Genomic DNA, 26,963 nt, shown 5'->3' on the forward strand with positions numbered 1-26,963 from the left:
ATGGTTAAACTTAGCGTATAGGTGTAAAATATTACTTTACACAATTGGTAATAGGTTCTTATTTTATAAGCACGATTAGCAATTATATTGATATAAAATATTTATAAGAAGGTGAACTACATAATGTGTGGATTCATAGGATGTATGCACGATAAAGAAACACATATTGATGATCAAAAGAAGGCCTTATTTGAGGAAATGAATACAATTATTACTCATCGAGGACCTGATGATGCTGGATATTATACAGATGACTTTATACAGTTTGGTTTTAGACGTTTAAGTATCATTGATTTAGAGGCAGGCCATCAGCCATTGACATATGAAAATGAACGATATTGGATTATTTTCAATGGTGAAATTTATAACTATGTAGAGCTAAGACAGGAACTTGTGGACAAAGGATTTGAATTTGCTACACATTGTGATACAGAAGTAATTATTGCCTTATATAGTGATATTAAAGAAAAGGCAGTAGAGCGTCTAAGAGGCATGTTTGCTTTTGTGATTTGGGATAAAAAAGAGCAAAGTCTTTATGGTGCCCGTGATCAATTTGGAATTAAACCATTTTTCTATTATGAAGACCATGGAAGAACTTTCTTTGGTTCAGAGAAGAAAAGTATTCTTTTAGCATTAGAAAATGATGTTCTTAACTATGATTCTTTACAATATTACCTAACCTATCAGTTTGTGCCAGAACCTGAGACGATGTCATATGGCATTAAGAAACTAGAGCCTGGACACTTCTTTACGAAAAAGATTGGCGAACAAATGAAGATCGAAAATTATTGGAAAGCTTCATTTAAGCCTCAACCTGCAACAGAAGAAAAGCTTGTAAAAGAGATTAAAGAAGCACTGTATGATTCTGTGAAAATTCATATGAGAAGTGATGTGCCAGTAGGATCATTCCTATCAGGTGGTATTGATTCCTCAATTATCGTTTCAATCGCAAAAGAATTTAATCCTAGTATTAAGACATTCTCGGTTGGATTTGAACGTGATGGTTTCAGTGAGATAGATGTAGCAAAAGAAACAGCAAGTAAGCTTGGTGTGGAAAATATTAGCTATGTGATATCACCTGAAGAATATATGAAGGAATTACCGAAAATTATTTGGCATATGGATGATCCATTAGCAGATCCAGCTGCTGTACCACTTTATTTTGTAGCAAGAGAAGCTAGAAAGCATGTAACAGTTGTTCTATCTGGTGAAGGGGCTGACGAACTATTTGGTGGTTATAATATTTACCGAGAGCCTCAAGATCTTGAAATGTTTAATAAAATACCAGAGCCTGGTAAAGTAATGCTTAGAAAAATCGCTAATATCCTACCAGAAGGTATAAAAGGGAAAAGCTTTATTGAACGTGGTGTAACTCCAATGGAAGAGCGCTATATTGGAAATGCGAAAATGTTTGGTGAGGACGAGAAACAGCAATTGTTAAAAGGGTATAAAGAAGGATTAGATTACACAAATATTACTGCACCTTTTTACCAAGAAACAAAAGGCTATGAGCCAGTAAACAGAATGCAATATATCGACATTCACACATGGCTTCGTGGAGATATCTTGTTGAAAGCTGATAAAATGACGATGGCTCATTCATTAGAGCTACGTGTTCCATTTTTAGATAAAGTAGTATTTGATGTTGCATCAAAAATATCACCTGAGCTAAAAACAGCTAATAATACTACAAAATATATTCTTCGTAAAGCAGTAGAAGGAATTGTACCTGATCATGTGTTAACTCGAAAAAAGCTAGGTTTTCCAGTGCCAATTAGACATTGGTTAAAAAATGAGATGCATGAATGGGCAGTAAACTTAATTAATCAAAGTGATACGAATCATTTGTTTAATAAGAAAGTGATTCTTGACCTTTTAGATGACCACTGCAAAGGGAAATTTGATAACAGCCGTAAAATCTGGACAGTTCTAGTGTTTATGGTATGGCATCAAGTATATGTTGAAAATGTTTATGATTTTTCGAGTATATATAAAGAAACAAAGGCGCCGGCTGGGGTATAAATAATCGTAAAAAAGAACACTTACAATTTTTTGTAAGTGTTCTTTTTGGTGTCTCCCTGAAAATAACCTAGGTAGTGGAAGTTCCATGAGCTGCGATCCACTCGCGGGATACCGCCGGGTGGTCCGTGAGCCTCCTCGTCGCCGGGGGCTCCTGTGGGGTCTCACGAGACCACTGGATCCCGCAAGAGTCAAGTGGCTCTCCGCTCATTCCACACTATGAAAGATATTTTTTTAATCCTCTTGGTGAAAATTTAATTAGCATTGAATGTCTGGGTACACCATATTCATACTCCATAGTGCTAACCGAATTACCATTGGGGTCTTTACCTCTAATACAAGTACGTAATAGCTTGTTTACCCATTTGTTCCCAAGACTTTATAAAGTCTTCCTTAGGTGCTTTTTTATTTTTTTTGCCGGTGAGTGGGTCATTGAAATAGATGTATTTTTCATCATAACCCGTTACTAATACTGAATGTTCTTGATAAGTAATATCAATGACGCCCTCGCTTGTGTGCCATGTTTCGAAGTAGTGTTTAGGGAGTTTTTTGTATTTCACATTTGTGATAACCCAAACAGGGGTGTCATTGGATAAATACATTTTAACTGCATCAAAATCACTGCCTGTTATATCAATGATTCGTGCTGGTAGAAACTGCGATGCTAAATCGGCAACAGGGCGATGATAAACACCGTACCCTTTATTTTTCTTTGTGTACATATCACCGACAAATCCAATATTAGGATGGCCGAACGTAATTTTGCCATTCACCTTTTTATAAGGTGTTGGATCTTTTTTAATTTCCTTGGCTAGTGTCATTTTATCAACCTCAACCCCTGCATATTGCAAAAGCATGGCCAAGCTTGTGATTTCACATCCCCGAGGAAGTTCAGGGTATTGGGCAATGATAGGAGCATCTAATAAAACAGAATCCTTTAAAGGTGTAGCACTTACTTCAGCAGAAGCTACAACAGCCTCAATAGGTTCGATTTTTTTTGTTGGCGTTTCTATAGCAGGTTCAGCTTGTTTTTGAATAGAATTGATTTTCGCTGCAACAAGCGCCCAATCTGTTTTATCAACAAGCAAAATACTAAATACCCCGAAAAATAATAATGCATATATTTGTGCATGACGTTTAAATCGTAGATTATTTGGTTTTACAATATAAGTAACTAATATGATGGTCATAAGACCTGAGAAGACAAAAAGAGCTAAAGACATATATAATAAGACTCCTTTTAAAGGTGCTTCTCTTATCATACCATGTTTTCTAGCTCATCAATCAAAAAATGCACTTCCTTTTATAGGTAGCGTAGCTTATGCATATTTCCTATTTTCTATGGAGGATAGGACATAATCGTATTCGTTCACTAGTCGAGAAAAAATCTGACCCCATGACTGTGTTAGGGCATATCTCCGGCCTGCACTTTCCATCTTTTTTCTTAATTCAGTATTGCAAATTAATTTACTAATTGCCTCAATATATTCATTAATTTGATTAGGATTACATAATACACCAGTGCAATCATGCTGAATGATGTCTTTGACACCTCCTGCATTTGCACCAATAACAGGTGTACCTGAAGCAAGCGATTCAAGTACTACATTCCCGAAAGTCTCTGTTGTTGAAGGAAATATAAACAAGTCTGAATAAGCATATACACTTGATAACTCCTTGCCGCTCAAATATCCGGTGAATGTCATATTGCTTGGAGCTTGGTTACGCATTTCCTCCATTGATGGACCTTCCCCTACAATTAGCCAGTGAACCTTGTCATTAATAGAGGGGGGAAGTGAGGTAGCAATTTTAATTAATGTATCAATATTTTTTTCTGGAGCAAGCCGACCTACATATGTAAGAACATATGGTACATCAATCTGATATTTTAATGAGCTTTCAGCTTTATTATGGTAGGGGTGAAATTGATTGCAATCAACACCTCTTGGCCAAATACTAAGATTTGTAAATCCGTGTCTTTTTAATTGATGGTAGGTTTCGTTTGAAGGGACGAAAAGCTTTTGGAAACTAGCGTGAAACCAGTGCATATATTTCCAAAGAAGACGAGATAGAAATTGAAGGTCATAATATTCAAGGTATCGGTCAAAATCAGTATGATAAGAACCAACGACAGGGATATCTAGTTTTTTTGCGAAATGTAAACCTGTAAGTCCGATATTAAATGGGGTGGCTATATGAATTAGTTCTGGCTGAAAGGCAAGTAGTTCTTGTTTAATTTTTGAGAGATTTGGTAAGCCCATACGACATTCGGGATATAAGAAAAATGGGAGACTTGTAAAGCGGTATATTTCTTGTTCAAAAAATGAGTCCCTTGTGCTTTCAGGTGCAAACACTCTAAATTGAATGTTATTACACTCAAAATAGTTTGTTAATCGTTTTAAAGTGCGAGCAACACCGTTAACATCAGGAAAGTAAGTGTCAGTAAAAACCGCTATTTTCTTCATAACATTCCTCCTAAATCTGTTCATTTAATTTAAGAATACGGAAGGGAAAATCGCCATAGATGAAAAATAGACACAAAATGCTACCGTTGAACCAAGTAACCCACCAACAAGAATATCTGATGGATAATGCAATCCTAAATACACTCTTGAAATTGCTACGAGACAAGCTAGAGGAAGTAAAATAATGGCTAAGGAAGGTCTCATCATAATAATTGGTATGACTACTGAAAAAACAGCTGTTGTATGACCTGATGGAAAAGAGTGATCTTTTAATGGGTTCTTCTGGTGTTTTGATTGTTCAAGAACTAAATATGGACGGAGTCTTGGATATTTTTTCTTAATGATAGCAACAGGGATATGACTTAGTGCTAACGAAATGGCGCAGACTATCCCAACTATACGGATTGGTTCAGGTGCAAAAAGAGCGATAATTAACGTGATCGCAATTGTAAATGTAGCTCCGCCAAGATGGGTCAGAGTGGTGAACAACCGATTCAACATCCTAATATCATAATGTCGATTAACCTGGTGAAATAGTTGACACTCTAGGGTGTAACAATGAATAAGGATTTTTGAAAGCATAGCATAACCCCCTATTAGTGTATGTTTATCAGTAATTGTACTAGTGGTTTTTAAACAGGATAATAAGCTAGTGTAAAATAAACGTAAAAAAGGCTCTTTTATGAAAGGTTGTTGCTATTCGAACAATAAAGAATAAATAGCTGTTATTATACAATAAAGGGTTAAACATCTTGGAAGAAAAGATGCCACTCAACTTGTTTAAAGTGAAGTGAATAATATGACGGTTTAAACAACAAAGTTTGAGAAAAATAGCCAAAAAAAAAGAAGAGGAGTCCTCTTCTTATGACTGTAGCGATTTATAATACTGTCCTTTTTCTACATACTCGGTACGAATACGTTCCATGTCTTTTTTATCCTCTTCCGTTAACTCACGAACAACTTTTGCGGGTCTTCCTAGGGCAAGTGTATTTGGTGGTATTTTTTTACCTGGCGGAACTAAACTTCCTGCACCAATAAAGGCACCTTCACCAATCTCAGCACCATCAAGAATGATTGATCCCATACCAATTAGTGCATTCTTTCTAATAATGGAACTATGTAGTATCACCTGATGACCAACCGTTACATCATCCTCGATAATGAGAGGGTTATTAGGACTTTGATGTAAGCATGAGTTATCTTGAATATTGACTCTTTTACCTATAATCGTCGGTGCAACATCACCTCTAATTACAGAATTAAACCAGATTGAGCTTTTATCACCAATTGTCACATCTCCTGTAATCGTTACAAAGTCAGCGACAAAGACTGATTCTGCAATGTTTGGAGTCTTATCTTTATATGGATATCTCATGAACTCCACCCCTTTCAGTTGTATATTTAGATAAAATCATCTAAGTTTAATATAGTATGTTTTTATTGTACATAGATTAATGCTTCATGTCATTTCTATAATAGTTACCTCATTCCAAAATTGGAGGTTTTAAGATGTGGGTTTGGGAAGCGAATAATCCTAGAGGAGTTTTAGTTATAGTCCATGGAGCAAATGAGCATCATGGAAGATATAAATGGTTGATTGAACAATGGTATGCAGAAGGCTTTAATGTCGTCATTGGTGACCTTCCGGGACAAGGTGAAACCACAAAAAAAGAGCGCGGGCACATTGACTCCTTTGATGAATATATTACTGTCATTGAGGAATGGATTAAGAAGGCTGAATCTTATCAAGTTCCAATTTTTATATTAGGACATAGTATGGGTGGTTTAGCTGTCATTCGAACATTACAGGAAAAAGAATTGCCGATCACTGGAGTACTTTTATCCTCACCGTGCCTCGGATTAGTGAATCCACCTTCGATTTTTTTAGATATATTGACAAAAGGTATAAACATCTTTATTCCAAGACTAAGAATTAATAGTGGAGTTTCTGTCGACAATGCAACTAGAAGTGAAATGGTTCGAGATGAAGGACTTAGGGACCCATTATATAATAAATACGTATCGATAAGGTGGTACCGTGAACTGGCAGGAGCAATGATTCAAGCCAGCAAAGAAGTGAATAAGTTTCCGAATCTCCCGTTATTGGTTCTCCAAGGTGGGGATGATAAAATAGTAGACAAAACTGCTGTGAAACAGTGGTTTAATCATGTAACCTCGAATGAGAAGACTTATAAAGAATACCCCCATTTATACCATGAGGTGTTCAATGAACCTGAAAAAGAGGAAGTGTTTACATATGCACTTTCTTTCGTGAAGGCTCTTTTGTGAAAGTTTGTTGTTAATGAACCTAGTTTAAATAAAAAAACACTATTTTATTCTGTATTTTGGTATTAATTTCGCAAGAATAGACGCCACTCTACATCGTTCATAGTGACTTTTAATAGAGCTATCATACCCAACAATGATTATGAAAACAGCCGTGAATAATAAGTTAGAAGTTAGAGGTGATTAAGTGAAAGTACCAACACATCCATTTCCGTTGATGGGAAAGGTGTATAATGATGTGATTCCAACAGTTCATAAATATTTAGGCCATTGGCGTAAGAAGGCGGAGAACATACCAAATCCAGAGCTACGAAAACAGGCTCTTGCCAGTATTGATTCAAAGACCTTTCATTGTGAGGGCGGTTCTATCATGGCGATACTAGCTCACAATCACATGGAACAATGTATCAAGTTTATTGTTGCATATCAAACCATCAGCGATTATTTAGATAACCTTTGTGATCGAAGTACATCACTAGATCCAGTGGATTTTCGCGCCTTACATGAATCAATGCCACATGCATTAACCATTGGCCAAACTACAACAAATTATTACCGTTACAGAAATGAACAAGATGATGGTGGGTATTTAGAGGATTTAGTCCAGACATGTCAGGAAGCACTTGCCCAAACATTTCATTATGAGAAAATTGTTACTCACTTAAAAGAGTTGGCAGGCTATTATTGTGATTTACAAGTACATAAGCATGTGGAAGTAAAGGAGCGGGTTCCAAGACTTGAACAATGGTTTGAACATCATAAACCTTTATTACCAGAGATGGAGTGGTATGAATTCTCAGCTTGTTCTGGATCAACCTTAGGGATCTTTTGTCTAGTAGCACACGCCTTTCAAGACGAGTTTGAGCAAGAAGCTGCTGATAAAATTAGAAATGGTTATTTTCCTTATATTCAGGGGCTTCACATCTTATTGGATTATTTAATTGATCAAGAAGAAGATCGAAAAGGAGGAGATCTAAACTTCTGCTTTTATTATCCTCATGAAGAAAAACTTATTGCCCGTCTAAAACATTTTGTTTTACAGGCAGACAAGCATATTTCAGGACTTCCTAATGAGAAATTCCATAAGCTTATTAACAGGGGGCTTCTTGGTATATACCTTTCAGATGAAAAGGTGCGGAAACAAAAAAAAGTCTCACAAATAGCCAAGGAAATGATCAAGTGTGGTGGAAGCACCTCTTATTTTTTCTATATGAATGGACGTGCATACCGTACCTTTCAAAAGGTTTCAGGTGTGTTTGCGAGATAAAAAGGCTTGCAGGGAATTTTCCTACAAGCCTTTATTATCTTTTTTCGATAGCAATAATAAATGGAGGGTTATTCACTTGATTAATAAAACGGTAATTTAGAACATGTGCCACTTTCTGATCAATATTGGCGACATATTTTAAAAGTTCGTCCCTTTCATAGGCGCCCTCTTCATGACCATGATAAATGACTAAAACAATGATCCCTTCTGGTTTCATGATCTCAAGTAATTGTTCAATAGCGTCTATTGTTGAATCTGGCTTAGTGACAATACCTTTATCACCACCAGGAAGATAGCCAAGATTAAAGATTGCTGCAGCAACCTTTCCCTGCAACTCAATAGGGATGTAATCCTTTATTTGATCATGACTCTTTTGGAGAAGAGTCACTTGAGACAATAAGTTTTCTTGCATAAGCTTTACTTCTGTATTGATTATTGCCACGTTTTGTATATCAAAACCATAAACATGCCCATTTTCACCAACGAGGCTTGCTAGAAAGGCTGTATCATGCCCATTACCTACCGTGGCATCAATCACGATGTCTCCGCTTGTAACAGCCAAGCCAAGAAGTTTTCGAGCATAAGGAAGAATTCGTTCTAACTTCATACCTTCTCAGCTTCCTTTTTATAAAATTTCCCTTGATAGCTGTCTCGTCTTTTTAATTCTGCATCGATTCGATTTAATACTTCCCATTTATTCACACTCCACATAGGCCCAATCATCAAATCAATCGGACCATCACCAGTTATTCGGTGAACAATCATTTCTGGTGGTAAAATCTCCAACTGATCACATACTAGAGATACATAATTATCTAATGACAAAAACTCGAGCATTCCTTTTTCATATTGTTTCACCATAGGTGTCCCTTTTAATAAATGTAATAAATGAATTTTGATTCCTTGAACATCAAGCTTAGCTACCTCTCGTGCGGTTTCCATCATCATGTCATAGTTTTCTAAAGGAAGACCATTAATAAGATGGGAGCAGATTCGAATATTATGCTTTCTTAATTTATTTACTCCATCAATATAACATTGATAATCATGAGCACGATTAATTAGAAGAGCAGTACGTTCATGAACAGTTTGAAGACCAAGTTCAACCCATAAATACGTCCGTTCATTTAATTCAGCTAAATACTCGACAACATCATCAGGTAGACAATCTGGTCGAGTAGCAATAGATATACCTACTACACCTTCTTGATTCAGAACAGATTCGAATTTTTCTCTGAGCTCTGAAACGGGTGCATGGGTGTTCGTATAGGCTTGGAAATAAGCCATATATTTGCCGTCTTTCCATTTCTCATGCATTTTATCTTTAATCGTATGAAACTGTGTTAAAAGATCATCGGCACGGTCACCTGCAAAATCACCTGAACCTGCAGCACTACAAAAGGTACAGCCTCCATGTGCAACCGTACCATCTCTATTTGGGCAATCAAACCCTCCGTCTAAAGCCACTTTAAAGACTTTGTGTCCAAAATGTTGTCTCAAATGGTAATTCCAAGTATGGTAACGTTTGTTATCTGATGCATATAAAAAACGGTTATTCTGATCCAAGTCAGTATCTCCTTTTTGTTCCATTAATTTAAATCTCATTAAAAGATTTTATCATGATTAAAACAGACTTCTCAAATGTAAATAATGTGTACAAAATTGGAAGACATTCATTAGTGTCCTTAGATACTTTATTGTGCAAACTAATATTTGATGAAGCATGGACTTCATAAAGAACCAAAGGAGGGGTATACGAATGGCCACTCGTAAATCTGTCGAGGATTTTTTAGCACAATGTGAAGACACAATTCGATATGCACAAGAACAAATAACAATAGGGCGCCAACAAGAGCATTATAATGCAACTGAGTATACAGATGCATTAGAACAACTAGAAGAACGTGTCAATGACTTAGCTCATCTGGCCCTCAGCTGTAATGGTCAACAAAGAGAGCAGTTACACCGTATGCGACTACAGCTACAACAACTTCAAAATGATTTAACATTAGATGAAAACATCATTCAAGAATATAAATAAGGAGTCATGATTTATGAAGAAGCGTTCTGATCAAAACAATCCAGAGCAAAAGACGCAAAACGGTCATAATAGTGAATTTGGTGAGGAACAACTTAGCGCCATTGAAAAAGTGAAAAGAATGAATTCTAAAAAAGGGCAACCAATCAAATCGAAACAACGACCAGAATATTAAGAAAAGCGTTGCGGGAGCCCGTCTATCGGAGACAGACTTATAACCAACCTCAAGCCGCTGGCGATTGGAACTAGACATTAAAACCGGGTTGAAATTTCATACTTTCCAATATAAATGAAAAAAATGGGTGTGAAGGTAAGCTTCACACCCATTTTAGTATAGAACAAGTAGTTTAAGGGAAAATAACGGAAAAGTATGCAGGGGATGTAAATTGAATGAGTGCCAATATCAATGTTGGGAATAATATTGAAACATACATATATTTATCTGTATTTTTGATAGGGAGTATTTTATTATATTTATTTTTAAGGATTAATTGGAAAAGCTATGGTTTATTATTTATCCTAGCAACAGTTATTGGGAATTTATTATGTTTTATTTTTGTCCAACTGGGCTTTTATTCTTATCCGTATGTGATACTACCTAAATTTGAAAATATGCCATATACAGCTATTTCCCTTTCCTTTCCTATTTATGTTCTGATTTTGGTAAGGTATAGTCCCAAAAGGTGGCCATGGAAAATCCCTTTTTATTGGGCATTTATCAATTTGGGGTTACTATCTGAATATTATGCATTGCATTATACAAGTATCATAAAATACGGCTTTGAATGGGATACCTGGGACTCTTACACATGGTGGTGGATTTATTTTCTATTATTTGAGTGGATTGGTGGCCAACTTATCCCAGACAAGGACCGAAAACCGCTCCATATTAAGCACCTACATTATGGAAAACTAGGTTGGGGCTTAATCCATTTGATATTAATTACAACAATTTTCCTTGCAGGCTATTACGTTGGAACCCTAACTAAAAAGTAAATTAAAAAGAAGTTAATCTTAGGATTAGCTTTTTCTTTTAGTTTTATCAATCAATAAATTCAACCATGGTTTATAAGAAGAGGTTTAAGTAATTATTGGTAAGCCGATGTTAACTAGTCCTATAAATTAAAGTTTCTAAAAATTTCGCAGATTCCTAATTGTATTGATTAAAGAGAAAGAAAGGAATAGAATAATTTAGAGAATGAAAGATTATCTAACCAATATATTATAAATACGTACTCATTTCGTATTAGTTTATGTTCTTAGATTAAGCTTGGCTTATGCCAAGTTTCTTTATATTTTATAGGAAAATGGGGGAGGTATGATGCCTCGGACACTTTGGGTCTTAGTTATTGGAATGGTAATTAACGTAACGGGGGCTTCTTTTTTATGGCCTCTTAACACGATATATATACACGACCAGTTAGGTAAATCATTGACTGTTGCCGGAATTGTACTTATGTTAAATTCAGGAGCAAGTGTAATTGGAAATCTAATTGGAGGCTATCTTTTTGATAAAGTTGGTGGCTACCGGTCGATCCTAATTGGGATCTTTATCTCGATGTTTGCGATTGTTGGTCTTGTTTTCTTTAATGAATGGCCCTACTATGTTGGTTTATTAATTATCGTAGGATTTGGTTCAGGTATAGTATTTCCAGCGATGTATGCGATGGCTGGGTCTGTTTGGCCAGATGGTGGAAGAAGAGCATTTAACGCGATGTATGTTGGTTCCAATGTTGGTGTCGCAGTAGGAGCCGCACTAGGTGGTCTTGTAGCCTCATATTCGTTTCAATATGTTTTCACAGCCAATGCAATTATGTATATGATCTTCTTATTACTAGCAGTATTTGGTTACCGCTCAATTAAAGTTGAAAACAATAAACAACAAAATGTAGTAAGTCAGGCAAAAGTTGTTAAAAATTACACCAAATTAACAGCATTGCTCATTGTCTCGATTGGGTATATTTTATGTTGGCTAGCTTATTCGCAGTGGGCATCAACCATTGCCTCTTATACGCAAGGGCTTGATATAAGTATGAAGCAATATAGTATGCTATGGACAATTAACGGAGCATTAATTGTGTTAGGACAGCCATTTGTTTCAACAATCATTCGTTTCTTTGCAAAAACGTTAAAAGCTCAAATCGTGATTGGAATTATCATTTTCATTGCTTCGTTTGTTGTTGTGTTAAATACCACTCAATTCACTGGCTTCATAGTGGCGATGGTGATTTTAACAGTGGGAGAAATGTTTGTGTGGCCAGCGGTTCCTACCATTGCTAATGAGTTAGCTCCAAAAGGAAGAGAAGGTTTTTACCAGGGAATCGTAAATAGTATGGCAACAGGTGGAAGAATGCTAGGACCTGTTGTTGGTGGTCTTTTAGTAGATATATATGGAATGAACATGCTATTTATTGTGTTAATAGGACTCTTAGTGATTTCAGTATTTACAACCTTGATATATGATCGTAAGCTTAAGCATGTAGAAAATAAGAGTGTTCCGGCTATAAGCGCTGGATCATAAAATAATACCCCCCTAAGGATTGTTCCTTTGGGGGGGTATTTGCGAGGTGCAATACGGTAAATCGCAGGCCGAATCAACTAACAAATCATATAAACGTCACAGTGGAAAAGGCATATATCTCTAATGTAAATACCCGGTAAGTTCTATAGTAAGAGGTTTAAACACTTTGAAAGATAAGGGAAGGAATTCCCTTTATTTAGGAAAAATCGCCATAAACAGCTTAAATAGAGGGGGAAATTTCCTCTATTTGCTTAAAATCCACGAAAATGGTTCACTTTGCTTTGCTTAAGGGGAAATTTTCCCCTTATATACCCCAAACCGAGTCTATTCTCCATCTTAACGGGAAAATTTCCCCTTATATATTCACAATCTAATTCAATTCTATATAGGTTACTCAATTAAGGTACTAAATCACAAATATTTACAGGCTATCCAATAATTATTTCATCCCCTGGGATTTCCTAGTGAATTTTAAAAATAATAAGCTATTAAAATTACAAAAGGTTGATTAATCAATTAAAAAGGCACCTTGAATTTGTATAGTTAATTCAAGGTGCGTTTTCATATATGTTTTAACTGTTTGCACCTCTAAAATAAACCCCCTAAGGATAACTCCTAGGGGGCTATGTCTGTTGTGTCAATGAAAATTTAGTAAGTTATTCTGACCCTAAGATGGTATTGCTATTCTCTAATACTTAAAGAGGAATTTTTCTAGGACTATATCTTTTGCCAATCCTAAAAATGAGAGGAATACCAATGATCGTTGGTAATACCCATATCAATAAAGTAGGAAGTTCACTAATAAAGGGGATATTATTGGCATTAACGACTAATGTAGCAGTAACGATACCAATATAAGATCCAAGCATTCCACCAATATGGAGGCCCAACCAGTTTCTTTTTCTCATCTTCTTAGCTAAGTATCCAGTAAGCGCAAGTCCATAGGAAAAAATAGCAATATAAAACAAATAAGCACTCTCATCCCATTTTATAATTGACATAGCTACGGCTGTAGAAAACACAATCAAATAAGACCAGTGGTAAATTTCTCCAGTAAACGTATGCACACCTTTTCTCTTTTTCTTAAAGGCAGCAACTAATCCAGTCAAAAGGCATATAGCACCAGAAATTATATGAAGGATTAGTAATAAATAAAACATAATTTAACATCCCCCTAAAAATTGGAATAGATACATATTTATTCTAGATATAATTCCATCTAAAGCACAATAATAACTTTCTAATAATTTTAAAAATTTATAGCATGAAAAATCATTTTGGTTATGTTATTATCAAATAATAATAAAATTCATTATTATTTGAAAAGTAGATAAAATGAGTTCTAGAAAAAGAGAGAAAAGGATTAAATTACTATATAGATAGGGGAATTGGAATGGCAGAACTACGTAGTAATATGATTAAAAAAGGATTTGACCGTGCACCACATCGAAGCTTACTTCGAGCTGCAGGTGTAAAAGAAGAGGACTTTGATAAACCGTTTATTGCAGTATGTAATTCATATATTGATATTGTTCCAGGTCATGTTCATTTGCAAGAGTTTGGTAAAATTGTTAAAGAAGCAATTCGTGAAGCAGGTGGAGTTCCATTCGAATTCAACACGATTGGTGTCGACGATGGGATTGCAATGGGGCATATTGGTATGCGCTATTCGTTGCCAAGTCGTGAAATCATTGCAGACTCGATTGAAACAGTTGTATCGGCACACTGGTTTGATGGAATGGTATGCATTCCAAACTGTGATAAAATCACACCAGGAATGATGATGGCAGCACTTCGTGTAAATATCCCTACAATTTTTGTAAGTGGTGGGCCAATGAAGGCTGGAACAACGAGTGATGGTCGTAAGATCTCATTATCATCTGTATTTGAAGGTGTGGGTGCATTCCAGGCTGGTAAGATCGACGAAAAAGGTCTACAAGAATTAGAAGCATTCGGTTGCCCAACATGTGGATCATGTTCAGGAATGTTCACTGCAAACTCAATGAACTGTTTAGCAGAAGCATTGGGACTTGCTTTACCAGGTAACGGGACAATTTTAGCGGTGGCACCTGAACGTAGAGAGTTTGTAAAGAAGTCAGCTACTCAACTGATGGAGCTTATCAAAATGGACTTAAAGCCTCGTGATATCGTTAATGAAAAAGCAATTGATAATGCATTTGCTTTAGATATGGCACTAGGTGGTTCAACAAATACAGTTCTCCATACACTAGCATTAGCACATGAAGCGCAAATTGATTACCCAATTGAGCGAATTAATGAAGTGGCAGAGCGTGTGCCACATTTATCAAAGCTTGCTCCAGCTTCTGATTATCATATTGAGGATCTTCATGAAGCAGGTGGGGTATCAGCTGCATTATATGAATTATCGAAAAAAGAAGGTGCACTTCACCTTGATAATATTACAGTAACTGGAAAATCTATTGGTGAGAACGTTGCTGGTTGTGAAGTGAAAGACTACAATGTTATTCGCCCAATTGATGATCCACATACAGTAAAAGGTGGGTTAGCCGTATTGTTTGGTAACTTAGCTCCAGACGGTGCAATCATTAAAACGGGCGGAGTGCAAAATGGAATCACAAGCCATGAAGGACCTGCTGTTGTTTTTGAATCACAAGAAGAAGCAGTAAAAGGGATTTCTTCTGGTCAAGTGAAAGCGGGAGATGTCGTGATCATCCGTTATGAAGGACCAAAGGGTGGACCGGGAATGCCTGAAATGCTTTCGCCAACTTCGATGATTGTTGGAATGGGATTAGGACCAAAAGTAGCACTAGTTACAGACGGTCGTTTTTCTGGCGCATCTCGTGGACTATCAATCGGACATGCATCACCAGAAGCAGCTGAAGGAGGCCCATTAGCATTTGTAGAAAATGGTGACCATGTTGTTATTGATATTGATAAGAGAACAATGGTTGTCGTGGTAGACGAGGCTGAATGGGAAAAGCGTGAAGCTAACTGGAAGGGCTTCGAACCAAAGGTTAAAACTGGTTATCTAGCACGTTATTCTAAGTTAGTTACATCTGCAAATACTGGTGGAGTAATGAAAATTTAATACTAATTCAAAGAAGCCTTTACTTGTTTAAGGGCTTCTTTCATTTTATTAATAGTTTTAGAAAATCATATACTGAAAATGCATGATTTTTTATATACTATAATGATAGCGCTTTCTTTATTCGTTTAATCTAGGAATCTGAATATATCCCTAGAAAACTAATTTTTTTCGAAAATATGATATCTTCATTCGAAGATTTTATCATGGTTTTCAATAAATGAATTGTGAGAGTGTAGGAAGGGGGAAACATGTTGAAAACAATCTGTACTTCATTCATAGAAGCTATAAATGATATTCAAGATGGCGCAACCATTTTGGTTGGAGGGTTTGGTTTAGTTGGAATTCCTGAAAATTTGATTCTGGCATTGATGGAGCGAGACATTAAAGACTTAACAGTTATTTCTAATAATTGTGGGGTAGATGAGTGGGGATTGGGGCTGTTACTACAACGTCATCAAATAAAAAAAATGATTGGTTCTTATGTGGGTGAAAACAAGGAATTTGAGCGACAGGTTTTATCTGGTGAACTTGAGGTTGAGTTAACTCCGCAAGGAACTCTTGCAGAACGAATCCGGGCAGGTGGAGCAGGAATCCCCGCATTTTTTACACCAGCTGGGGTGGGAACGCCTGTCGCTGAAGGAAAGGAAGTAAGAGAATTTGATGGAAAGCAATATGTATTAGAGCATGCAATAACTGCTGATTTTAGTTTAGTGAGAGCGAGTAAGGGAGATAAAATGGGAAATCTCATTTATAACAAAACTGCTCGTAACTTTAATCCCGGTGTTGCAGCAGCAGGGAAGATTACAATTGCAGAGGTCGAAGAGTTGGTTGAAATCGGAGAACTAAATCCAGATCATATTCATACTCCTAGTATTTATGTTCAAAGAATGGTTGTAGGGAAACAACATAAGAAAATTGAGAGACTAACAGTATCAAAGTAAAGGAGGTAACCTTAAGATGGTAAATAAACAAACGATAAGGGAACGAATTGCAAAACGTGCTGAAAAAGAAATTGAAAACGGTTACTATGTAAACCTTGGAATTGGTATGCCAACCCTTGTAGCGAATTTTATCAGTGATTCTAAACAAGTTGTTCTTCAATCAGAGAACGGTCTACTCGGAATTGGGCCATATCCCAAAGAAGATCAAGTCGACCCTGATTTAATTAATGCAGGGAAAGAAACGGTGACCTCCATTCCAGGTGCTGCTTATTTTGATAGTGCAGAATCCTTTGCGATGATAAGAGGAGGACATGTCGATATTGCAATATTAGGTGGTATGGAGGTTTCACTGACTGGAGATTTAGCAAATTGGATGATACCTGGAAAGATGATTAAAGGGATGGGAGGCGCAATGGATCTTGTTCATGGTGCGAAAAAAATAATCGTCATTATGGAACATGTGAGTAAAGATGGTTCACCAAAGATTGTTAATAAATGTAGTCTGCCGTTAACTGGGCAAGCGGTGGTAAATCGAATTATTACTGACCGAGCAGTAATTGATGTAACAACGCAAGGGTTAAAGTTGGTTGAGGTCTTCGAAGGATTTACGATTGAAGAAATTCAAGCATCGACCGAACCAGAATTAATAGTTGAAAAGGTAAAGTTTACAAAGTTCGTTAACTAGAAACAGGGGGATGTGGATGTGCAATTATAACAGTTGGTGTCAAGTGGTCGTTACATAAACTATTAATTGGAGCTGTGGTTTTCTAGTAACTCTCATTTAATCAATTGAGCTAGCGATTGGTTTCTATCATTCTCATTAGATCTTGGAATCTGGAATTAGGAGGAAATGTCTTGGTAACAGATAAAGTGGTTTTAATAACAGGAGGAGCACAAGGGATTGGTTTTGAAATTGGGCGTGTTTTTGCAGAAAATGGTGCCAAGGTTGTTCTAACAGATCTGAATGAAGATGGAGTTTTAAATGCAGCAAATAGTCTTCAAGAAAAAGGTTTTAGTGTGGTTGGAAAAAGGTGTGATGTTACTAGTGAACAAGATTTAGAAGCTAGTATTAACTATACGGTGAACGAATTTGGACGTATTGATGTATTAATCAATAATGCGGGCATGCAACATGTATCCCCAATTGAAGATTTTCCAACAGATCGATTCGAGCTTCTTGTGAAAATTATGCTTACTGCACCTTTTATTGCCATTAAGTATGCACTACCAATTATGAAGCAACAAATGTTTGGGCGGATTATTAATATGGCATCAATTAATGGATTAGTCGGCTTTGCGGGCAAGGCCGCCTATAATAGTGCGAAGCATGGCGTGATAGGGCTAACGAAGGTGACAGCACTTGAAGCCGCCGAATATGGTGTAACGGTAAATGCCGTTTGTCCCGGATATGTTGATACACCACTTGTTCGCAACCAACTAAGTGACTTAGCGGCAGCAAGGAATGTTCCATTGGAAAGGGTACTTGAAGAAGTGATTTACCCATTAGTTCCTCAAAAACGATTATTACAAGTTGGTGAGATTGCAAGTTATGTCATGTATTTAGCAAGTGATGGAGCAAGAGGGATTACTGGGCAAGCGTGTGTGATTGATGGTGGGTATACCGCGCAGTAGGTAATGTAATAAATGTTTAATGTCCTATGGGTTGGTTGTAGCCCGTAGGATTTTTTTGTTGTGGTAAAAAATGTTGTAAATTAGTTATTAAAGATGTAAAATTACACTATAGGTAATATATTACATTGATAAGAAGGGTGGTAAGATACCATGAAAACAAAACTAATTATTTTACTTTCTTTAGTTATAGTTGGCTCATTATATTTTGGAATAAACGGAAATCCCTTAGCTAAAGCAAAAAGCAGAGAAATAGTAGAAGATTATATGAATGAGAATTATCCAGATCAATCTTTTACAATATCTAATGTAGGATATTATCCCGGTGAAGCTGTGTATATTGTCCATGTAGTATCAAAGGATTTTGGTATTGAAGGAAATATTAATGTGAAGAAAGGTAAAGTTGTTGGTGAAGAATTTTAGTGCATGTAATAAAGGTGGAATTAACTTTACAGATAATGGAATGATAAGAGAAAAAGGAAGTGTATTAAATGAAAAAGTGGATACTAATGATTGTTTTTCTCTTATCAACCAGCTTTCCAACAGTATTGCAAGCAGCCGAAAAAAAAAGCTGCGATGTAATTGAAAAAGTTTTTAAGGATGCAAAAGTTGAAGGGGAAAATGGAATATGTACTGTTGAAATTGTTCGCACGAATCTTAATGTTACACATATGGGTATGAAACTATCGCCTGAAACGATGGAGCTTGTATTTCATTTCGCTCTTGAAAATGTCGGGAATGAAACAGCTGTTATGGGGGAACTTGCTTTATTAGAAGATGAAGTGAACCCAGTCATCGATCAGTTGAGAGAAGGTAATTTGGAAGTTTCCGCTATACATAACCATATGATTCATGAAAATCCCAGAATTTTTTACGTGCATTTTCAGGGAATTGGTGATTTAACTCTACAAGCTGAGATAATCAAGAAGGCTATAAACAACACAAAGTAATAATAACGGTCCCATTCCAATATTGTGTAAAAAAAAAGAGGAAGTGAATCTAGGTGATCTTGATTCACTTTCTTAGGAATGTAGAAGAAACAAAGATATTTCCACTGCTGTTTTACTTATAGCTCCTGATTTTATCCGTCTAATAGCCGAATAATTCTTCGTCTTCTCCTATAAATCTTACAAATATAAGAGAATTTCCCCCACCACTTCCTCCCCCACCAATAGATAGTTCTGGATAGACAATAGTCCCAGATTCATCAAGTGAACTCCACGCGAATTCAGTTGAGAGTGACGAAAAAACCCCATTATAATACATTTTCTCCATTTGAGCAGATTCTAATTGAATCGTATCATTCAAAACCTCTACAAATTCTTGTGGTAATTTTACATACCCGTAGGGCTGTTCAGTAAGCTTTGTTGAAAATCTCATTTGTAGCCCAGGAATATAGGTTTCAACGCCATTAGAAACTGAGTAATTTCTTCGTTTTAACAATAAAAACTCTAGAGATTGTAAGTCATCCCCGGGATGTAGGTTCCAAATAAAGTGGTAGGTTGAAGCATCCTTTGGATTTGTGCTGACTAATAAAGGAGTGCTGATTGTCCCCACATAGTGGGTGTGCCATTTGCGCTTTTCATAATACCAATAGCTAGCAGCATATTCCCCTTCAGTAGTGATATAAGGGACAAACACATGACTTTTATCTAAATAGATAATATCCTGAACTTTCTCGATCTTAGCACTTAAATGATAAGGATTGACCTCATTTTTTATTTCTTCTTCGGTTAAAAAGGAACTAGGACTACTTGGATAGTACCAATAAAAGATGTAGCCAGTAATGCTTATAATAGTAAGATTTAAGAAAATTAGAATCGTTTTACGTTTAGCCATTATTGATCTCCCTCCTTAATCAAGGAGTTCTCCGAACGATAATAAAACTGTTCAGTTGGTGTTGTGATTAAAAGTCCTTTTCCATCCCGTTCTACGAAAATAACCGTTTGAAGCTGACTCCCACCTTTAGGTTTCGTTTTAACCATTTGATATGGAAATCTTTCTTTTTGTTCATCTTCCTCAGCAAAATGCACCTCTTCAAACCACTGAATACTATCTACTTGTTGTTTTTTAAATCCATCTAACAAGGAACCAACATCGTTTATAAGTTCTATTTCGTTAGCACTCGGGTGTGTAACAACAATCTCGGCTTCGTCGAATTTAGAGATATATGTAGAGATTTCATCTTTTGGATATAAAACAGAATGCAATGGACTAGTGATTAATGCTCCTATCAAAAAAATGAAATTCGCCCAAAAACCTAACCAAGCAAATTTTCGATATCGTTGCCATAACTCCATTTGTCCGTCTCTTTTTAAAATCCAATAAGCAATCCAAACTCCAAGTGGTAAAATAGGAATTCGTAGAGCATCAAAATTAAAGCTAAAAGAGAAGATTCCAAGTATGAGAATAAGAATGGCTTTCCACACAGGTGGTTTCTCACTCTTTTTATAAAGATAGATAAACCACACCACAACAATTGCCCATGTAACAACTGTAATAATCATAGAAGGAAGGCTATTTGATAAGTTAATAGTAAAATCCATGGATTCACACTCCTTTGTATGAATTTTAACATGAAAATGGAAGTTAATGGTTAGTAGGAGATTACTTGGTTAAAATATATCTAGGAGCAAGCCTATTTTTCTTGATAGCACTTGCAGTTTAGTTGCAAATTCTATACAATACACATTATAATCTTATATTACTTATAAGCGTTGATAAGGAGTAGTAGTGAGTAACAATGCCTAGAGAGTTGACGGTCGGTGCAAGTCAATCATTGGTTGTTCATGAACTCGCCTTTGAGTTGCAGGTGTGAAATACGATATTTCGTAAAATAGCGCTTGTCGTTTGGTCCGCGTTACGGATGAATGAAGCGAGTGCATTACGCAAATAAGCGTAACAACACTAATGTGGGTGGTACCGCGGGAGATTAATACATAATCCTCTCGTCCCTATTTGGGATGAGGGGTTTTTTATATTTAAGGTCTTTTCTAAAACCTTGTTGCTAATCGACAAATTATAGAGGTTAAATTGTTGTTACTATACAATAGAGAGTCAGAGTGTCGGAAGAAAAGATGCCACTCTACCTATTTAATAGTGCTTTCTATACCGTTTAAGAGCAACAAAGTTTACGAAAATAACCATGTTTAAAAAGAGTTTCTATAGGAGGATAAAGATGAGCTATAAACACCAGGATATTGAAAAAAAGTGGCAGCAATATTGGGAACAAAATAAAACGTTCCGTACAACTGAAGATAAAGGAAAGCGTAAGTTTTATGCGTTAGATATGTTTCCATATCCTTCAGGAGCGGGGCTACATGTTGGTCATCCAGAAGGTTATACGGCAACTGATATTTTAGCAAGAATGAAGCGTATGCAGGGCTATAATGTGTTACATCCAATGGGCTGGGATGCATTCGGTTTGCCTGCTGAGCAATATGCATTAGACACTGGAAATGATCCAGCGGAATTTACGGAGAAAAATATCAACACATTCCGCCGTCAAATTAAAGAACTTGGCTTCTCATATGATTGGGATCGTGAAGTAAATACAACAGATCCTAAATACTATAAATGGACTCAATGGATTTTTACGAAGCTATATGAAAAAGGATTAGCTTATGTTGATGAAGTAGCTGTAAACTGGTGCCCAGCACTAGGGACAGTACTTGCAAATGAAGAAGTGATTGATGGAAAGAGTGAGCGTGGAGGGCATCCTGTAGAACGCCGTCCAATGAGACAATGGGTGTTAAGAATTACTAAATATGCAGACCGCTTACTTGAAGACTTAGAGGAGCTTGATTGGCCAGAAAGCTTAAAGGAAATGCAACGTAACTGGATCGGAAAAAGTGAAGGAGCACATGTGACATTTAATATTGATCAGCATGATGAGACATTTACTGTATTTACAACACGTCCAGATACTTTATTCGGCGCAACCTATGCAGTTCTTGCACCAGAGCATCCTTTTGTTGATAAAATTACAACAGAAGATCAAAAGCAAGCAGTAGCTGCTTACTTGGATAAAGTGAAAAGTAAAAGTGATTTAGAACGTACAGATTTAGCGAAGGATAAAACCGGTGTTTTTACAGGGGCATATGCAATTAACCCAGTAAATAATGAGAAAATGCCAATCTGGATTGCTGATTATGTATTAATGAGCTATGGTACTGGAGCAATTATGGCAGTTCCAGCACATGATGAGCGTGATTACGAATTTGCAGTGAAATTTGAGTTGCCAATTAAAGAAGTTGTATCTGGTGGGGATGTCACAAAAGAGGCTTACACTGGGGATGGAGATCATGTGAACTCCGACTTCTTAAATGGCATGAATAAAGAGGAAGCCATTACAGCAATGATTGATTGGCTTGTTCAAAACGAAAAAGGGAAAAAGGAAACAACTTATCGTTTACGTGACTGGTTATTCAGCCGTCAGCGTTACTGGGGTGAGCCTATACCAATTATTCATTGGGAAGATGGCACAATGACTGCTCTTCCAGAAGAAGAACTACCATTAATGCTTCCAAAAACAACAAATATTAAGCCGTCAGGAACAGGTGAATCACCACTTGCTAATATTGAAGAGTGGGTAAATGTTGTTGATGAGAAGACAGGTAAAAAAGGTCGTCGTGAAACAAATACAATGCCACAATGGGCTGGTAGCTGCTGGTATTACCTACGATATATTGATCCAGATAATGAAGAACATTTAGCAGATCCTGAGAAATTAAAAGAATGGTTACCAGTTGATATCTACATTGGTGGTGCTGAGCATGCGGTTCTTCACTTATTATATGCTCGTTTCTGGCACAAAGTTTTATACGATGTAGGTGTGGTTACAACAAAAGAGCCATTCCAAAAGTTATTTAATCAAGGGATGATTCTTGGTGAAAACAATGAAAAAATGAGTAAGTCTAAAGGGAATGTAGTTAACCCTGATGATATTATAAAGAGTCATGGTGCTGATACATTACGTTTATACGAAATGTTTATGGGTCCACTTGATGCATCCATTGCTTGGTCCGAAAATGGCTTAGACGGTTCACGTCGATTCCTTGATCGTGTGTGGCGCTTATTAGTAGATGATAATGGACAAATCACAGGCAAGATTAAAGATGTAGAAGAAGGCGGCTCATTAGAACGCGTATATCATCAAACAGTGAAAAAAGTGACAGAAGACTACGAGGGTTTACGCTTTAATACGGCAATTTCACAGTTAATGGTGTTTATCAATGAAGCGTATAAAGCAACTGAGCTTCCAGCCAAGTACATTGAAGGCTTTGTAAAGCTATTATCTCCTGTTGCTCCACATATTTCAGAAGAGCTTTGGAACAAACTTGGACATGAAAAGTCACTTTCATTTGAAGCATGGCCAGCATTCGATGAAGCAAAATTAGTGGATGATGAAATTGAAATCGTTATTCAAATTAATGGTAAAGTAAAAGCGAAGCTTAATGTCCCTGCAGATGCTTCAAGAGAAAAGCTTGAAGAAATTGCTATGGGTGAAGTGAAAGAGCAAATAGAAGGAAAAACAGTTCGAAAAGTGATTGCGGTGCCAGGTAAATTAGTGAATATCGTTGCTAATTAGTTGAACAAAAAAACGTACAGGAAATTTTCTTGTACGTTTTTTTTACTGTAAGACTGACTTCATCAAATAGTGTTATAAAGATCCCATAAATTAAAAGCCCATTTCTTATAAGAAAAGCCTCTTTAGAAATCAGTTTTTCATAACATGAAAGGGTAAGAAGAACATAAACTGGAAGGGGCTGCTTTACTTGTTATTTCCACAAACATATTCAGGTTTTGGGTATGGTTTTGATTTAAACCCTTATTACTCACCATATGGATTTGGACACCACCATCATCATGGGCATCATTACGGACACCATCATGGACATCACTTTGGTCACCATGGTCACCATGGTCACCATCATCACCACCACCACGGACACCATTGGGGTCCTGGATACGGGGGATATGGCGGATATCACGGATACTATTAAATTCTGAGGAGGATATGGAACCGTTCCATATCTTCTTTTTATTTGGAGGATTAAAATGACTAGCCGAGGTTATTCTAAAATTGTTCTACACTTTAGAATAAAGGGGCTGAAAAATATTATGAGTCATTCAAAACGTGAAAAAGAAAGACTGTGGAGAGAAAGAAAGCAAGAGCAAAATCCACATGGGAAGGTAAAAACCTTTGAACAATTAGCTGAAGAAGCTGGAAAAAACGAGAATAAGTAATAGCTTTATTAAAGTTGCTTCGGCAACTTTTTAAATTGTAATAAATGATCTGGGTAATAACTTGGATTTTAAATTAAAGTATTTAATTCTTACCTGCGCAAGCAAAATTCCAAGTCCTGAGTCTTGTGGTTTTGTATTAATATTTTAATTTGATTATAATAAGTATATGTTTGTGTTGAAAGGATGAGAAATATGTCTGAAATAGATATAATTACACCAGAGGAATTGAAACAGAAGCTTGAAAATGGTGAGAAGCTTGAGCTTGTCGATGTTCGTGAGGATGAAGAAGTAGAGTTTGGTATGGTACCAGGTGCAAAGCACATTAAAATGGGAGAAATTCCAGCGAATCTTGACTATTTTGAAAAAGATAAAGAATACATATTTATTTGTCGTTCAGGACGTAGAAGTGAAAATGTCTGCTATTATCTTCAAGAACAAGGCTATAACGTCCGTAATATGATTGGCGGGATGCTAGAGTGGACAGGAGAAACTAAATAAAATTTGATTGAAACAGATGTTTTAAAATTCGACACCGGTCCAGGTGGTGAAAATTAAAACATCTTTTTTATGATTTCAAAAATTTTCCTGATTGTAGTTGTATGATGGAAGATTTTATAATATAAAATAGTTAAGATAACTTAAATGTTTATAAAAATAAAAAGTTAATAAAAATTAATCAAAGGAGATTTGCAGTGGATATAAAGAAGATCTTAATAGAGGCAAATGAATATTCTGACGGAATTAAATCTGTATTTATTAAAGAATATAAAAAAATTTTGGATGACCATGATTTGTCATCCAAGCAATCTGTCGTTCTTTCCGTGTTAGAAAAGAAGAAGAAGTTAAATATGAACGAAGTAGCTGAACTTATAAATGGCACTCCAAGTGCAGCAAGTCAATTCGTCCGAAAGTTAGAAAATAATCAGTATGTTAAAAGGGAGGTAAATAAAGATAATCGGAGAGAAGTATTTGTGTTGTTAGATGAGAAGGGGGAAAGCTTCTTTCATGAAATGAACATGGTAGATGAAATGGTTTTAGAGAAATATTTTATGAAACTACCTGAAGAAGATATTATTAAGTACCATCAAATACTAAAGAAATTACATGAATTAGTTGTTACGGAGCATGAATAGTAGCTCAGGGAGAGAGGAAATGATATGAGTTTGATTGTCCAAGATGCAAAAACGTCGAGTATCAATAACTCAGTTAATTTTACTTATCACAAAGAGTCTGGATATATTGGTTTTGTTTGGGCCATGATTACTGTAACGGTAGTAGAAACGGTTGGTGTATCTTTTCTTCTATACAACTGGAATCCAATCATCCATTGGATTCATTTACTTATTGGGATATCAGTCTTGTTATTTTTAATTATCGAATTAAAAACAGTTAATAAAACTCCAATAACCTTAAATGCTTCAAACCTTTCATTAAAAATAGGAATACGGCCAGAGGTGTCGTTAAAGCTAAATAATATCAAAGAAATAATTAGTGGAAGCATAAATTATGAAAGTGATAAAAAACAAAAGAATATGTTGGATTTATCTTTACTAGGATTGGAATCGCCGAGCTATGAAGTGATTTTAAATCAACCAATCGAAGTGAAATCTCCCTTAGGTATTAAATCAACGGTTGATCGAGTTTTCTTTACTGTTGATGATAAAGAGGCATTTTTAAGAACTTTTATGCAGAGTAAGGAGGAGAATATTCAATGATTCTATTTTTCTGGGCAATGCTGTTATATCTTTGTTTGTATGAGCCACTTTATGGATACTTTGATTATCAAAAATTCAAAGAAAGAGTACACATCAATAGTGAAGAAAGGATTAAATATTATAAGAAAGTAATGATTGGACTATGGATTCCAACAATCGCAATTTTATGCTTTATTATTTTTAGTCCCTTTACTCTGCATAATATTGGCCTAAGTAATATAGTTATTAATACTACGATCCTTGGTAAACCAGTTACGTACGGAGCTTTTGTGTTAGTTATCATCTATTTACTTAGTCTTTGTTATTACATCATTGGCTCAAACCTGAGTACTAAAATGAGGAGTGAAATTAATAGAATAAAAAGTGAAGAAATGAAAAAAAGTAAGTTCGTTGATATCATGCCTGTCACGGCACAGGATAAAACGGTATGGACTTATGTTTCATGGACGGCTGGCATTACCGAAGAAATCATTTATAGAGGATTCGCCATTTTTGCTTTATATTCCTTGTTTCCTTCATTGTCTATTTGGTGGGTGCTCATCATTTCTTCTGTATTATTTGGATTAGCGCATACCTATCAGGGAGCATTAAACGTCTTAAAAACAACATTATTTGGTTTTATATTTTCAATTTTATTTATAGGTTTTGGATCAATTATCCCCCTAATTATTTTGCATTTTTTAATTGACTATGTAGGAAAAATCGGTGATGTTGTAGAAAGTAATATATCAGAAAAGACTATCAAAACATAGTTTGATTCTAA

Annotated in this window: 29 protein-coding genes and 1 other annotated feature; of the genes, 20 read left to right on the forward strand and 9 right to left on the reverse strand. The window is 36.0% G+C overall.

Annotation, left to right across the window (positions count from 1 at the left end; all coding sequences use genetic code 11):
* Positions 1-123: 123 nt before the first annotated feature.
* Positions 124-2,022, forward strand: a complete 1,899-nt coding sequence (gene asnB / locus BK579_RS06600) for an asparagine synthase (glutamine-hydrolyzing) (protein WP_078544422.1) — start codon at positions 124-126, stop codon at positions 2,020-2,022.
* A gap of 329 nt (positions 2,023-2,351) precedes the next feature.
* Here asnB and BK579_RS06605 read toward each other — a convergent pair whose 3' ends face one another.
* The 4 genes from BK579_RS06605 to BK579_RS06620 all read right to left on the reverse strand — a co-directional run bounded on the left by BK579_RS06605 (position 2,352) and on the right by BK579_RS06620 (position 5,859).
* Positions 2,352-3,281 (reverse strand): C39 family peptidase, encoded by a 930-nt coding sequence (locus tag BK579_RS06605; RefSeq protein ID WP_235848360.1) that lies wholly within the window; start codon positions 3,279-3,281, stop codon positions 2,352-2,354.
* A 57-nt stretch (positions 3,282-3,338) separates the two neighbouring features.
* A complete protein-coding gene (locus tag BK579_RS06610) occupies positions 3,339-4,484 on the reverse strand; it encodes a glycosyltransferase family 4 protein (protein WP_078544426.1) in 1,146 nt (381 codons plus the stop codon).
* Positions 4,485-4,508: 24 nt separating this feature from the next.
* Positions 4,509-5,066 carry a phosphatase PAP2 family protein gene (locus BK579_RS06615; RefSeq protein WP_078544428.1) on the reverse strand — a complete coding sequence of 186 codons (558 nt, stop codon included), beginning with the start codon at positions 5,064-5,066 and terminating at the stop codon, positions 4,509-4,511.
* Between the two features lie 280 nt (positions 5,067-5,346).
* Entirely contained in the window at positions 5,347-5,859 is a 513-nt protein-coding gene (locus tag BK579_RS06620; protein WP_078544430.1) for a gamma carbonic anhydrase, read from the reverse strand.
* Between the two features lie 134 nt (positions 5,860-5,993).
* On the opposite strand from BK579_RS06620, the gene BK579_RS06625 reads away from it, so the two are divergent.
* Together BK579_RS06625 and BK579_RS06630 are read left to right on the forward strand one after the other, a co-directional pair.
* Positions 5,994-6,773 (forward strand): alpha/beta hydrolase, encoded by a 780-nt coding sequence (locus BK579_RS06625; RefSeq protein WP_078544432.1) that lies wholly within the window; start codon positions 5,994-5,996, stop codon positions 6,771-6,773.
* A gap of 184 nt (positions 6,774-6,957) precedes the next feature.
* Positions 6,958-8,037 (forward strand): tetraprenyl-beta-curcumene synthase family protein, encoded by a 1,080-nt coding sequence (locus BK579_RS06630; RefSeq protein WP_078544434.1) that lies wholly within the window; start codon positions 6,958-6,960, stop codon positions 8,035-8,037.
* A gap of 34 nt (positions 8,038-8,071) precedes the next feature.
* On the opposite strand, the gene BK579_RS06635 is transcribed toward BK579_RS06630, so the two are convergent.
* Both BK579_RS06635 and BK579_RS06640 read right to left on the reverse strand, forming a co-directional pair.
* Complete coding sequence (locus BK579_RS06635) at positions 8,072-8,644, reverse strand: tRNA 5-(aminomethyl)-2-thiouridylate-methyltransferase MnmM (RefSeq protein WP_078544436.1); 573 nt, start codon at positions 8,642-8,644, stop codon at positions 8,072-8,074.
* Entirely contained in the window at positions 8,641-9,603 is a 963-nt protein-coding gene (locus BK579_RS06640; protein WP_078550433.1) for a tRNA modification radical SAM protein MnmL/YtqA, read from the reverse strand. Before BK579_RS06640 ends, BK579_RS06635 begins: the two co-directional genes overlap by 4 nt.
* A gap of 193 nt (positions 9,604-9,796) precedes the next feature.
* Between BK579_RS06640 and BK579_RS06645 the strand changes: the two genes are divergently transcribed.
* From BK579_RS06645 to BK579_RS06660, 4 genes are all read left to right on the forward strand, one after another.
* Complete coding sequence (locus BK579_RS06645) at positions 9,797-10,078, forward strand: YtzC family protein (RefSeq protein ID WP_078544438.1); 282 nt, start codon at positions 9,797-9,799, stop codon at positions 10,076-10,078.
* A 13-nt stretch (positions 10,079-10,091) separates the two neighbouring features.
* A complete protein-coding gene (locus tag BK579_RS06650; protein WP_078544440.1) occupies positions 10,092-10,250 on the forward strand; it encodes a glycogen biosynthesis protein GlgD in 159 nt (52 codons plus the stop codon).
* Positions 10,251-10,465: 215 nt separating this feature from the next.
* Entirely contained in the window at positions 10,466-11,071 is a 606-nt protein-coding gene (locus tag BK579_RS06655) for a CBO0543 family protein (RefSeq protein WP_078544441.1), read from the forward strand.
* 325 nt (positions 11,072-11,396) lie between these two features.
* A complete protein-coding gene (locus BK579_RS06660) occupies positions 11,397-12,596 on the forward strand; it encodes an MDR family MFS transporter (protein ID WP_078544442.1) in 1,200 nt (399 codons plus the stop codon).
* Positions 12,597-13,291: 695 nt separating this feature from the next.
* Here the strand turns inward: BK579_RS06660 and BK579_RS06665 are convergent.
* Complete coding sequence (locus tag BK579_RS06665; RefSeq protein ID WP_078544443.1) at positions 13,292-13,756, reverse strand: DUF2306 domain-containing protein; 465 nt, start codon at positions 13,754-13,756, stop codon at positions 13,292-13,294.
* 233 nt (positions 13,757-13,989) lie between these two features.
* Here BK579_RS06665 and ilvD point away from each other — a divergent pair, with 233 nt between their 5' ends.
* The 6 genes from ilvD (at position 13,990) to BK579_RS06695 (ending at position 19,186) form a co-directional block, all read left to right on the forward strand.
* Complete coding sequence (gene ilvD, locus BK579_RS06670) at positions 13,990-15,666, forward strand: dihydroxy-acid dehydratase (protein WP_078544445.1); 1,677 nt, start codon at positions 13,990-13,992, stop codon at positions 15,664-15,666.
* A gap of 251 nt (positions 15,667-15,917) precedes the next feature.
* Complete coding sequence (locus BK579_RS06675; protein ID WP_078544447.1) at positions 15,918-16,607, forward strand: CoA transferase subunit A; 690 nt, start codon at positions 15,918-15,920, stop codon at positions 16,605-16,607.
* Positions 16,608-16,623: 16 nt separating this feature from the next.
* Complete coding sequence (locus BK579_RS06680; protein WP_078544449.1) at positions 16,624-17,292, forward strand: CoA transferase subunit B; 669 nt, start codon at positions 16,624-16,626, stop codon at positions 17,290-17,292.
* 170 nt (positions 17,293-17,462) lie between these two features.
* On the forward strand, positions 17,463-18,239 hold the full coding sequence (locus tag BK579_RS06685) for a 3-hydroxybutyrate dehydrogenase (RefSeq protein WP_078544451.1): 777 nt from the start codon (positions 17,463-17,465) through the stop codon (positions 18,237-18,239).
* 150 nt (positions 18,240-18,389) lie between these two features.
* Positions 18,390-18,659: a YfjL-like protein gene (locus BK579_RS06690; protein ID WP_078544453.1), complete on the forward strand. Its 270-nt coding sequence runs from the start codon at positions 18,390-18,392 to the stop codon at positions 18,657-18,659.
* Between the two features lie 68 nt (positions 18,660-18,727).
* Entirely contained in the window at positions 18,728-19,186 is a 459-nt protein-coding gene (locus BK579_RS06695; RefSeq protein ID WP_078544454.1) for a DUF1259 domain-containing protein, read from the forward strand.
* A gap of 139 nt (positions 19,187-19,325) precedes the next feature.
* Here BK579_RS06695 and BK579_RS06700 read toward each other — a convergent pair whose 3' ends face one another.
* Together BK579_RS06700 and BK579_RS06705 are read right to left on the reverse strand one after the other, a co-directional pair.
* Positions 19,326-20,075, reverse strand: coding sequence for a hypothetical protein (locus BK579_RS06700; RefSeq protein WP_078544455.1), 750 nt, complete (start codon positions 20,073-20,075; stop codon positions 19,326-19,328).
* Positions 20,075-20,782 (reverse strand): DUF1129 domain-containing protein, encoded by a 708-nt coding sequence (locus BK579_RS06705; RefSeq protein WP_078544456.1) that lies wholly within the window; start codon positions 20,780-20,782, stop codon positions 20,075-20,077. Before BK579_RS06705 ends, BK579_RS06700 begins: the two co-directional genes overlap by 1 nt.
* Positions 20,783-20,944: 162 nt before the next feature.
* Positions 20,945-21,195: a binding site (T-box leader), on the forward strand.
* Positions 21,196-21,414: 219 nt separating this feature from the next.
* Between BK579_RS06705 and leuS the strand changes: the two genes are divergently transcribed.
* The 7 genes from leuS (at position 21,415) to BK579_RS06740 (ending at position 26,952) form a co-directional block, all read left to right on the forward strand.
* The gene (gene leuS, locus BK579_RS06710) at positions 21,415-23,826 is read left to right on the forward strand and encodes a leucine--tRNA ligase (RefSeq protein WP_078544457.1); all 2,412 of its coding nucleotides are present in this window, start codon (positions 21,415-21,417) and stop codon (positions 23,824-23,826) included.
* Between the two features lie 187 nt (positions 23,827-24,013).
* On the forward strand, positions 24,014-24,241 hold the full coding sequence (locus BK579_RS06715) for a hypothetical protein (RefSeq protein ID WP_078544458.1): 228 nt from the start codon (positions 24,014-24,016) through the stop codon (positions 24,239-24,241).
* 55 nt (positions 24,242-24,296) lie between these two features.
* Positions 24,297-24,485, forward strand: a complete 189-nt coding sequence (locus BK579_RS06720) for a DUF6254 family protein (protein WP_078544459.1) — start codon at positions 24,297-24,299, stop codon at positions 24,483-24,485.
* Positions 24,486-24,677: 192 nt separating this feature from the next.
* Entirely contained in the window at positions 24,678-24,983 is a 306-nt protein-coding gene (locus BK579_RS06725; protein WP_078544460.1) for a rhodanese-like domain-containing protein, read from the forward strand.
* A 194-nt stretch (positions 24,984-25,177) separates the two neighbouring features.
* A complete protein-coding gene (locus tag BK579_RS06730) occupies positions 25,178-25,618 on the forward strand; it encodes a MarR family winged helix-turn-helix transcriptional regulator (RefSeq protein WP_169891081.1) in 441 nt (146 codons plus the stop codon).
* Positions 25,619-25,642: 24 nt separating this feature from the next.
* Positions 25,643-26,200, forward strand: coding sequence for a hypothetical protein (locus BK579_RS06735; protein WP_078544462.1), 558 nt, complete (start codon positions 25,643-25,645; stop codon positions 26,198-26,200).
* Positions 26,197-26,952 carry a CPBP family intramembrane glutamic endopeptidase gene (locus BK579_RS06740; RefSeq protein WP_078544463.1) on the forward strand — a complete coding sequence of 252 codons (756 nt, stop codon included), beginning with the start codon at positions 26,197-26,199 and terminating at the stop codon, positions 26,950-26,952. Before BK579_RS06735 ends, BK579_RS06740 begins: the two co-directional genes overlap by 4 nt.
* Positions 26,953-26,963: the final 11 nt, after the last annotated feature.

The sequence above is a fragment of the Litchfieldia alkalitelluris genome, assembly GCF_002019645.1.
Taxonomy (GTDB): domain Bacteria; phylum Bacillota; class Bacilli; order Bacillales; family Bacillaceae_L; genus Litchfieldia; species Litchfieldia alkalitelluris.

Bases quoted from the DNA above. Each gene is read 5' to 3' on its own strand.
- asnB (WP_078544422.1), top strand. From the start codon at position 124: ATGTGTGGATTCATAGGATGTATGCACGATAAAGAAACACATATTGAT.
- BK579_RS06605 (WP_235848360.1), bottom strand. From the start codon at position 3,281: ATGATAAGAGAAGCACCTTTAAAAGGAGTCTTATTATATATGTCTTTA.
- BK579_RS06610 (WP_078544426.1), bottom strand. From the start codon at position 4,484: ATGAAGAAAATAGCGGTTTTTACTGACACTTACTTTCCTGATGTTAAC.
- BK579_RS06615 (WP_078544428.1), bottom strand. From the start codon at position 5,066: ATGCTTTCAAAAATCCTTATTCATTGTTACACCCTAGAGTGTCAACTA.
- BK579_RS06620 (WP_078544430.1), bottom strand. From the start codon at position 5,859: ATGAGATATCCATATAAAGATAAGACTCCAAACATTGCAGAATCAGTC.
- BK579_RS06625 (WP_078544432.1), top strand. From the start codon at position 5,994: ATGTGGGTTTGGGAAGCGAATAATCCTAGAGGAGTTTTAGTTATAGTC.
- BK579_RS06635 (WP_078544436.1), bottom strand. From the start codon at position 8,644: ATGAAGTTAGAACGAATTCTTCCTTATGCTCGAAAACTTCTTGGCTTG.
- BK579_RS06645 (WP_078544438.1), top strand. From the start codon at position 9,797: ATGGCCACTCGTAAATCTGTCGAGGATTTTTTAGCACAATGTGAAGAC.
- BK579_RS06650 (WP_078544440.1), top strand. From the start codon at position 10,092: ATGAAGAAGCGTTCTGATCAAAACAATCCAGAGCAAAAGACGCAAAAC.
- BK579_RS06655 (WP_078544441.1), top strand. From the start codon at position 10,466: ATGAGTGCCAATATCAATGTTGGGAATAATATTGAAACATACATATAT.
- BK579_RS06660 (WP_078544442.1), top strand. From the start codon at position 11,397: ATGCCTCGGACACTTTGGGTCTTAGTTATTGGAATGGTAATTAACGTA.
- BK579_RS06665 (WP_078544443.1), bottom strand. From the start codon at position 13,756: ATGTTTTATTTATTACTAATCCTTCATATAATTTCTGGTGCTATATGC.
- ilvD (WP_078544445.1), top strand. From the start codon at position 13,990: ATGGCAGAACTACGTAGTAATATGATTAAAAAAGGATTTGACCGTGCA.
- BK579_RS06680 (WP_078544449.1), top strand. From the start codon at position 16,624: ATGGTAAATAAACAAACGATAAGGGAACGAATTGCAAAACGTGCTGAA.
- BK579_RS06690 (WP_078544453.1), top strand. From the start codon at position 18,390: ATGAAAACAAAACTAATTATTTTACTTTCTTTAGTTATAGTTGGCTCA.
- BK579_RS06695 (WP_078544454.1), top strand. From the start codon at position 18,728: ATGAAAAAGTGGATACTAATGATTGTTTTTCTCTTATCAACCAGCTTT.
- BK579_RS06700 (WP_078544455.1), bottom strand. From the start codon at position 20,075: ATGGCTAAACGTAAAACGATTCTAATTTTCTTAAATCTTACTATTATA.
- BK579_RS06705 (WP_078544456.1), bottom strand. From the start codon at position 20,782: ATGGATTTTACTATTAACTTATCAAATAGCCTTCCTTCTATGATTATT.
- leuS (WP_078544457.1), top strand. From the start codon at position 21,415: ATGAGCTATAAACACCAGGATATTGAAAAAAAGTGGCAGCAATATTGG.
- BK579_RS06720 (WP_078544459.1), top strand. From the start codon at position 24,297: ATGACTAGCCGAGGTTATTCTAAAATTGTTCTACACTTTAGAATAAAG.
- BK579_RS06725 (WP_078544460.1), top strand. From the start codon at position 24,678: ATGTCTGAAATAGATATAATTACACCAGAGGAATTGAAACAGAAGCTT.
- BK579_RS06735 (WP_078544462.1), top strand. From the start codon at position 25,643: ATGAGTTTGATTGTCCAAGATGCAAAAACGTCGAGTATCAATAACTCA.
- BK579_RS06740 (WP_078544463.1), top strand. From the start codon at position 26,197: ATGATTCTATTTTTCTGGGCAATGCTGTTATATCTTTGTTTGTATGAG.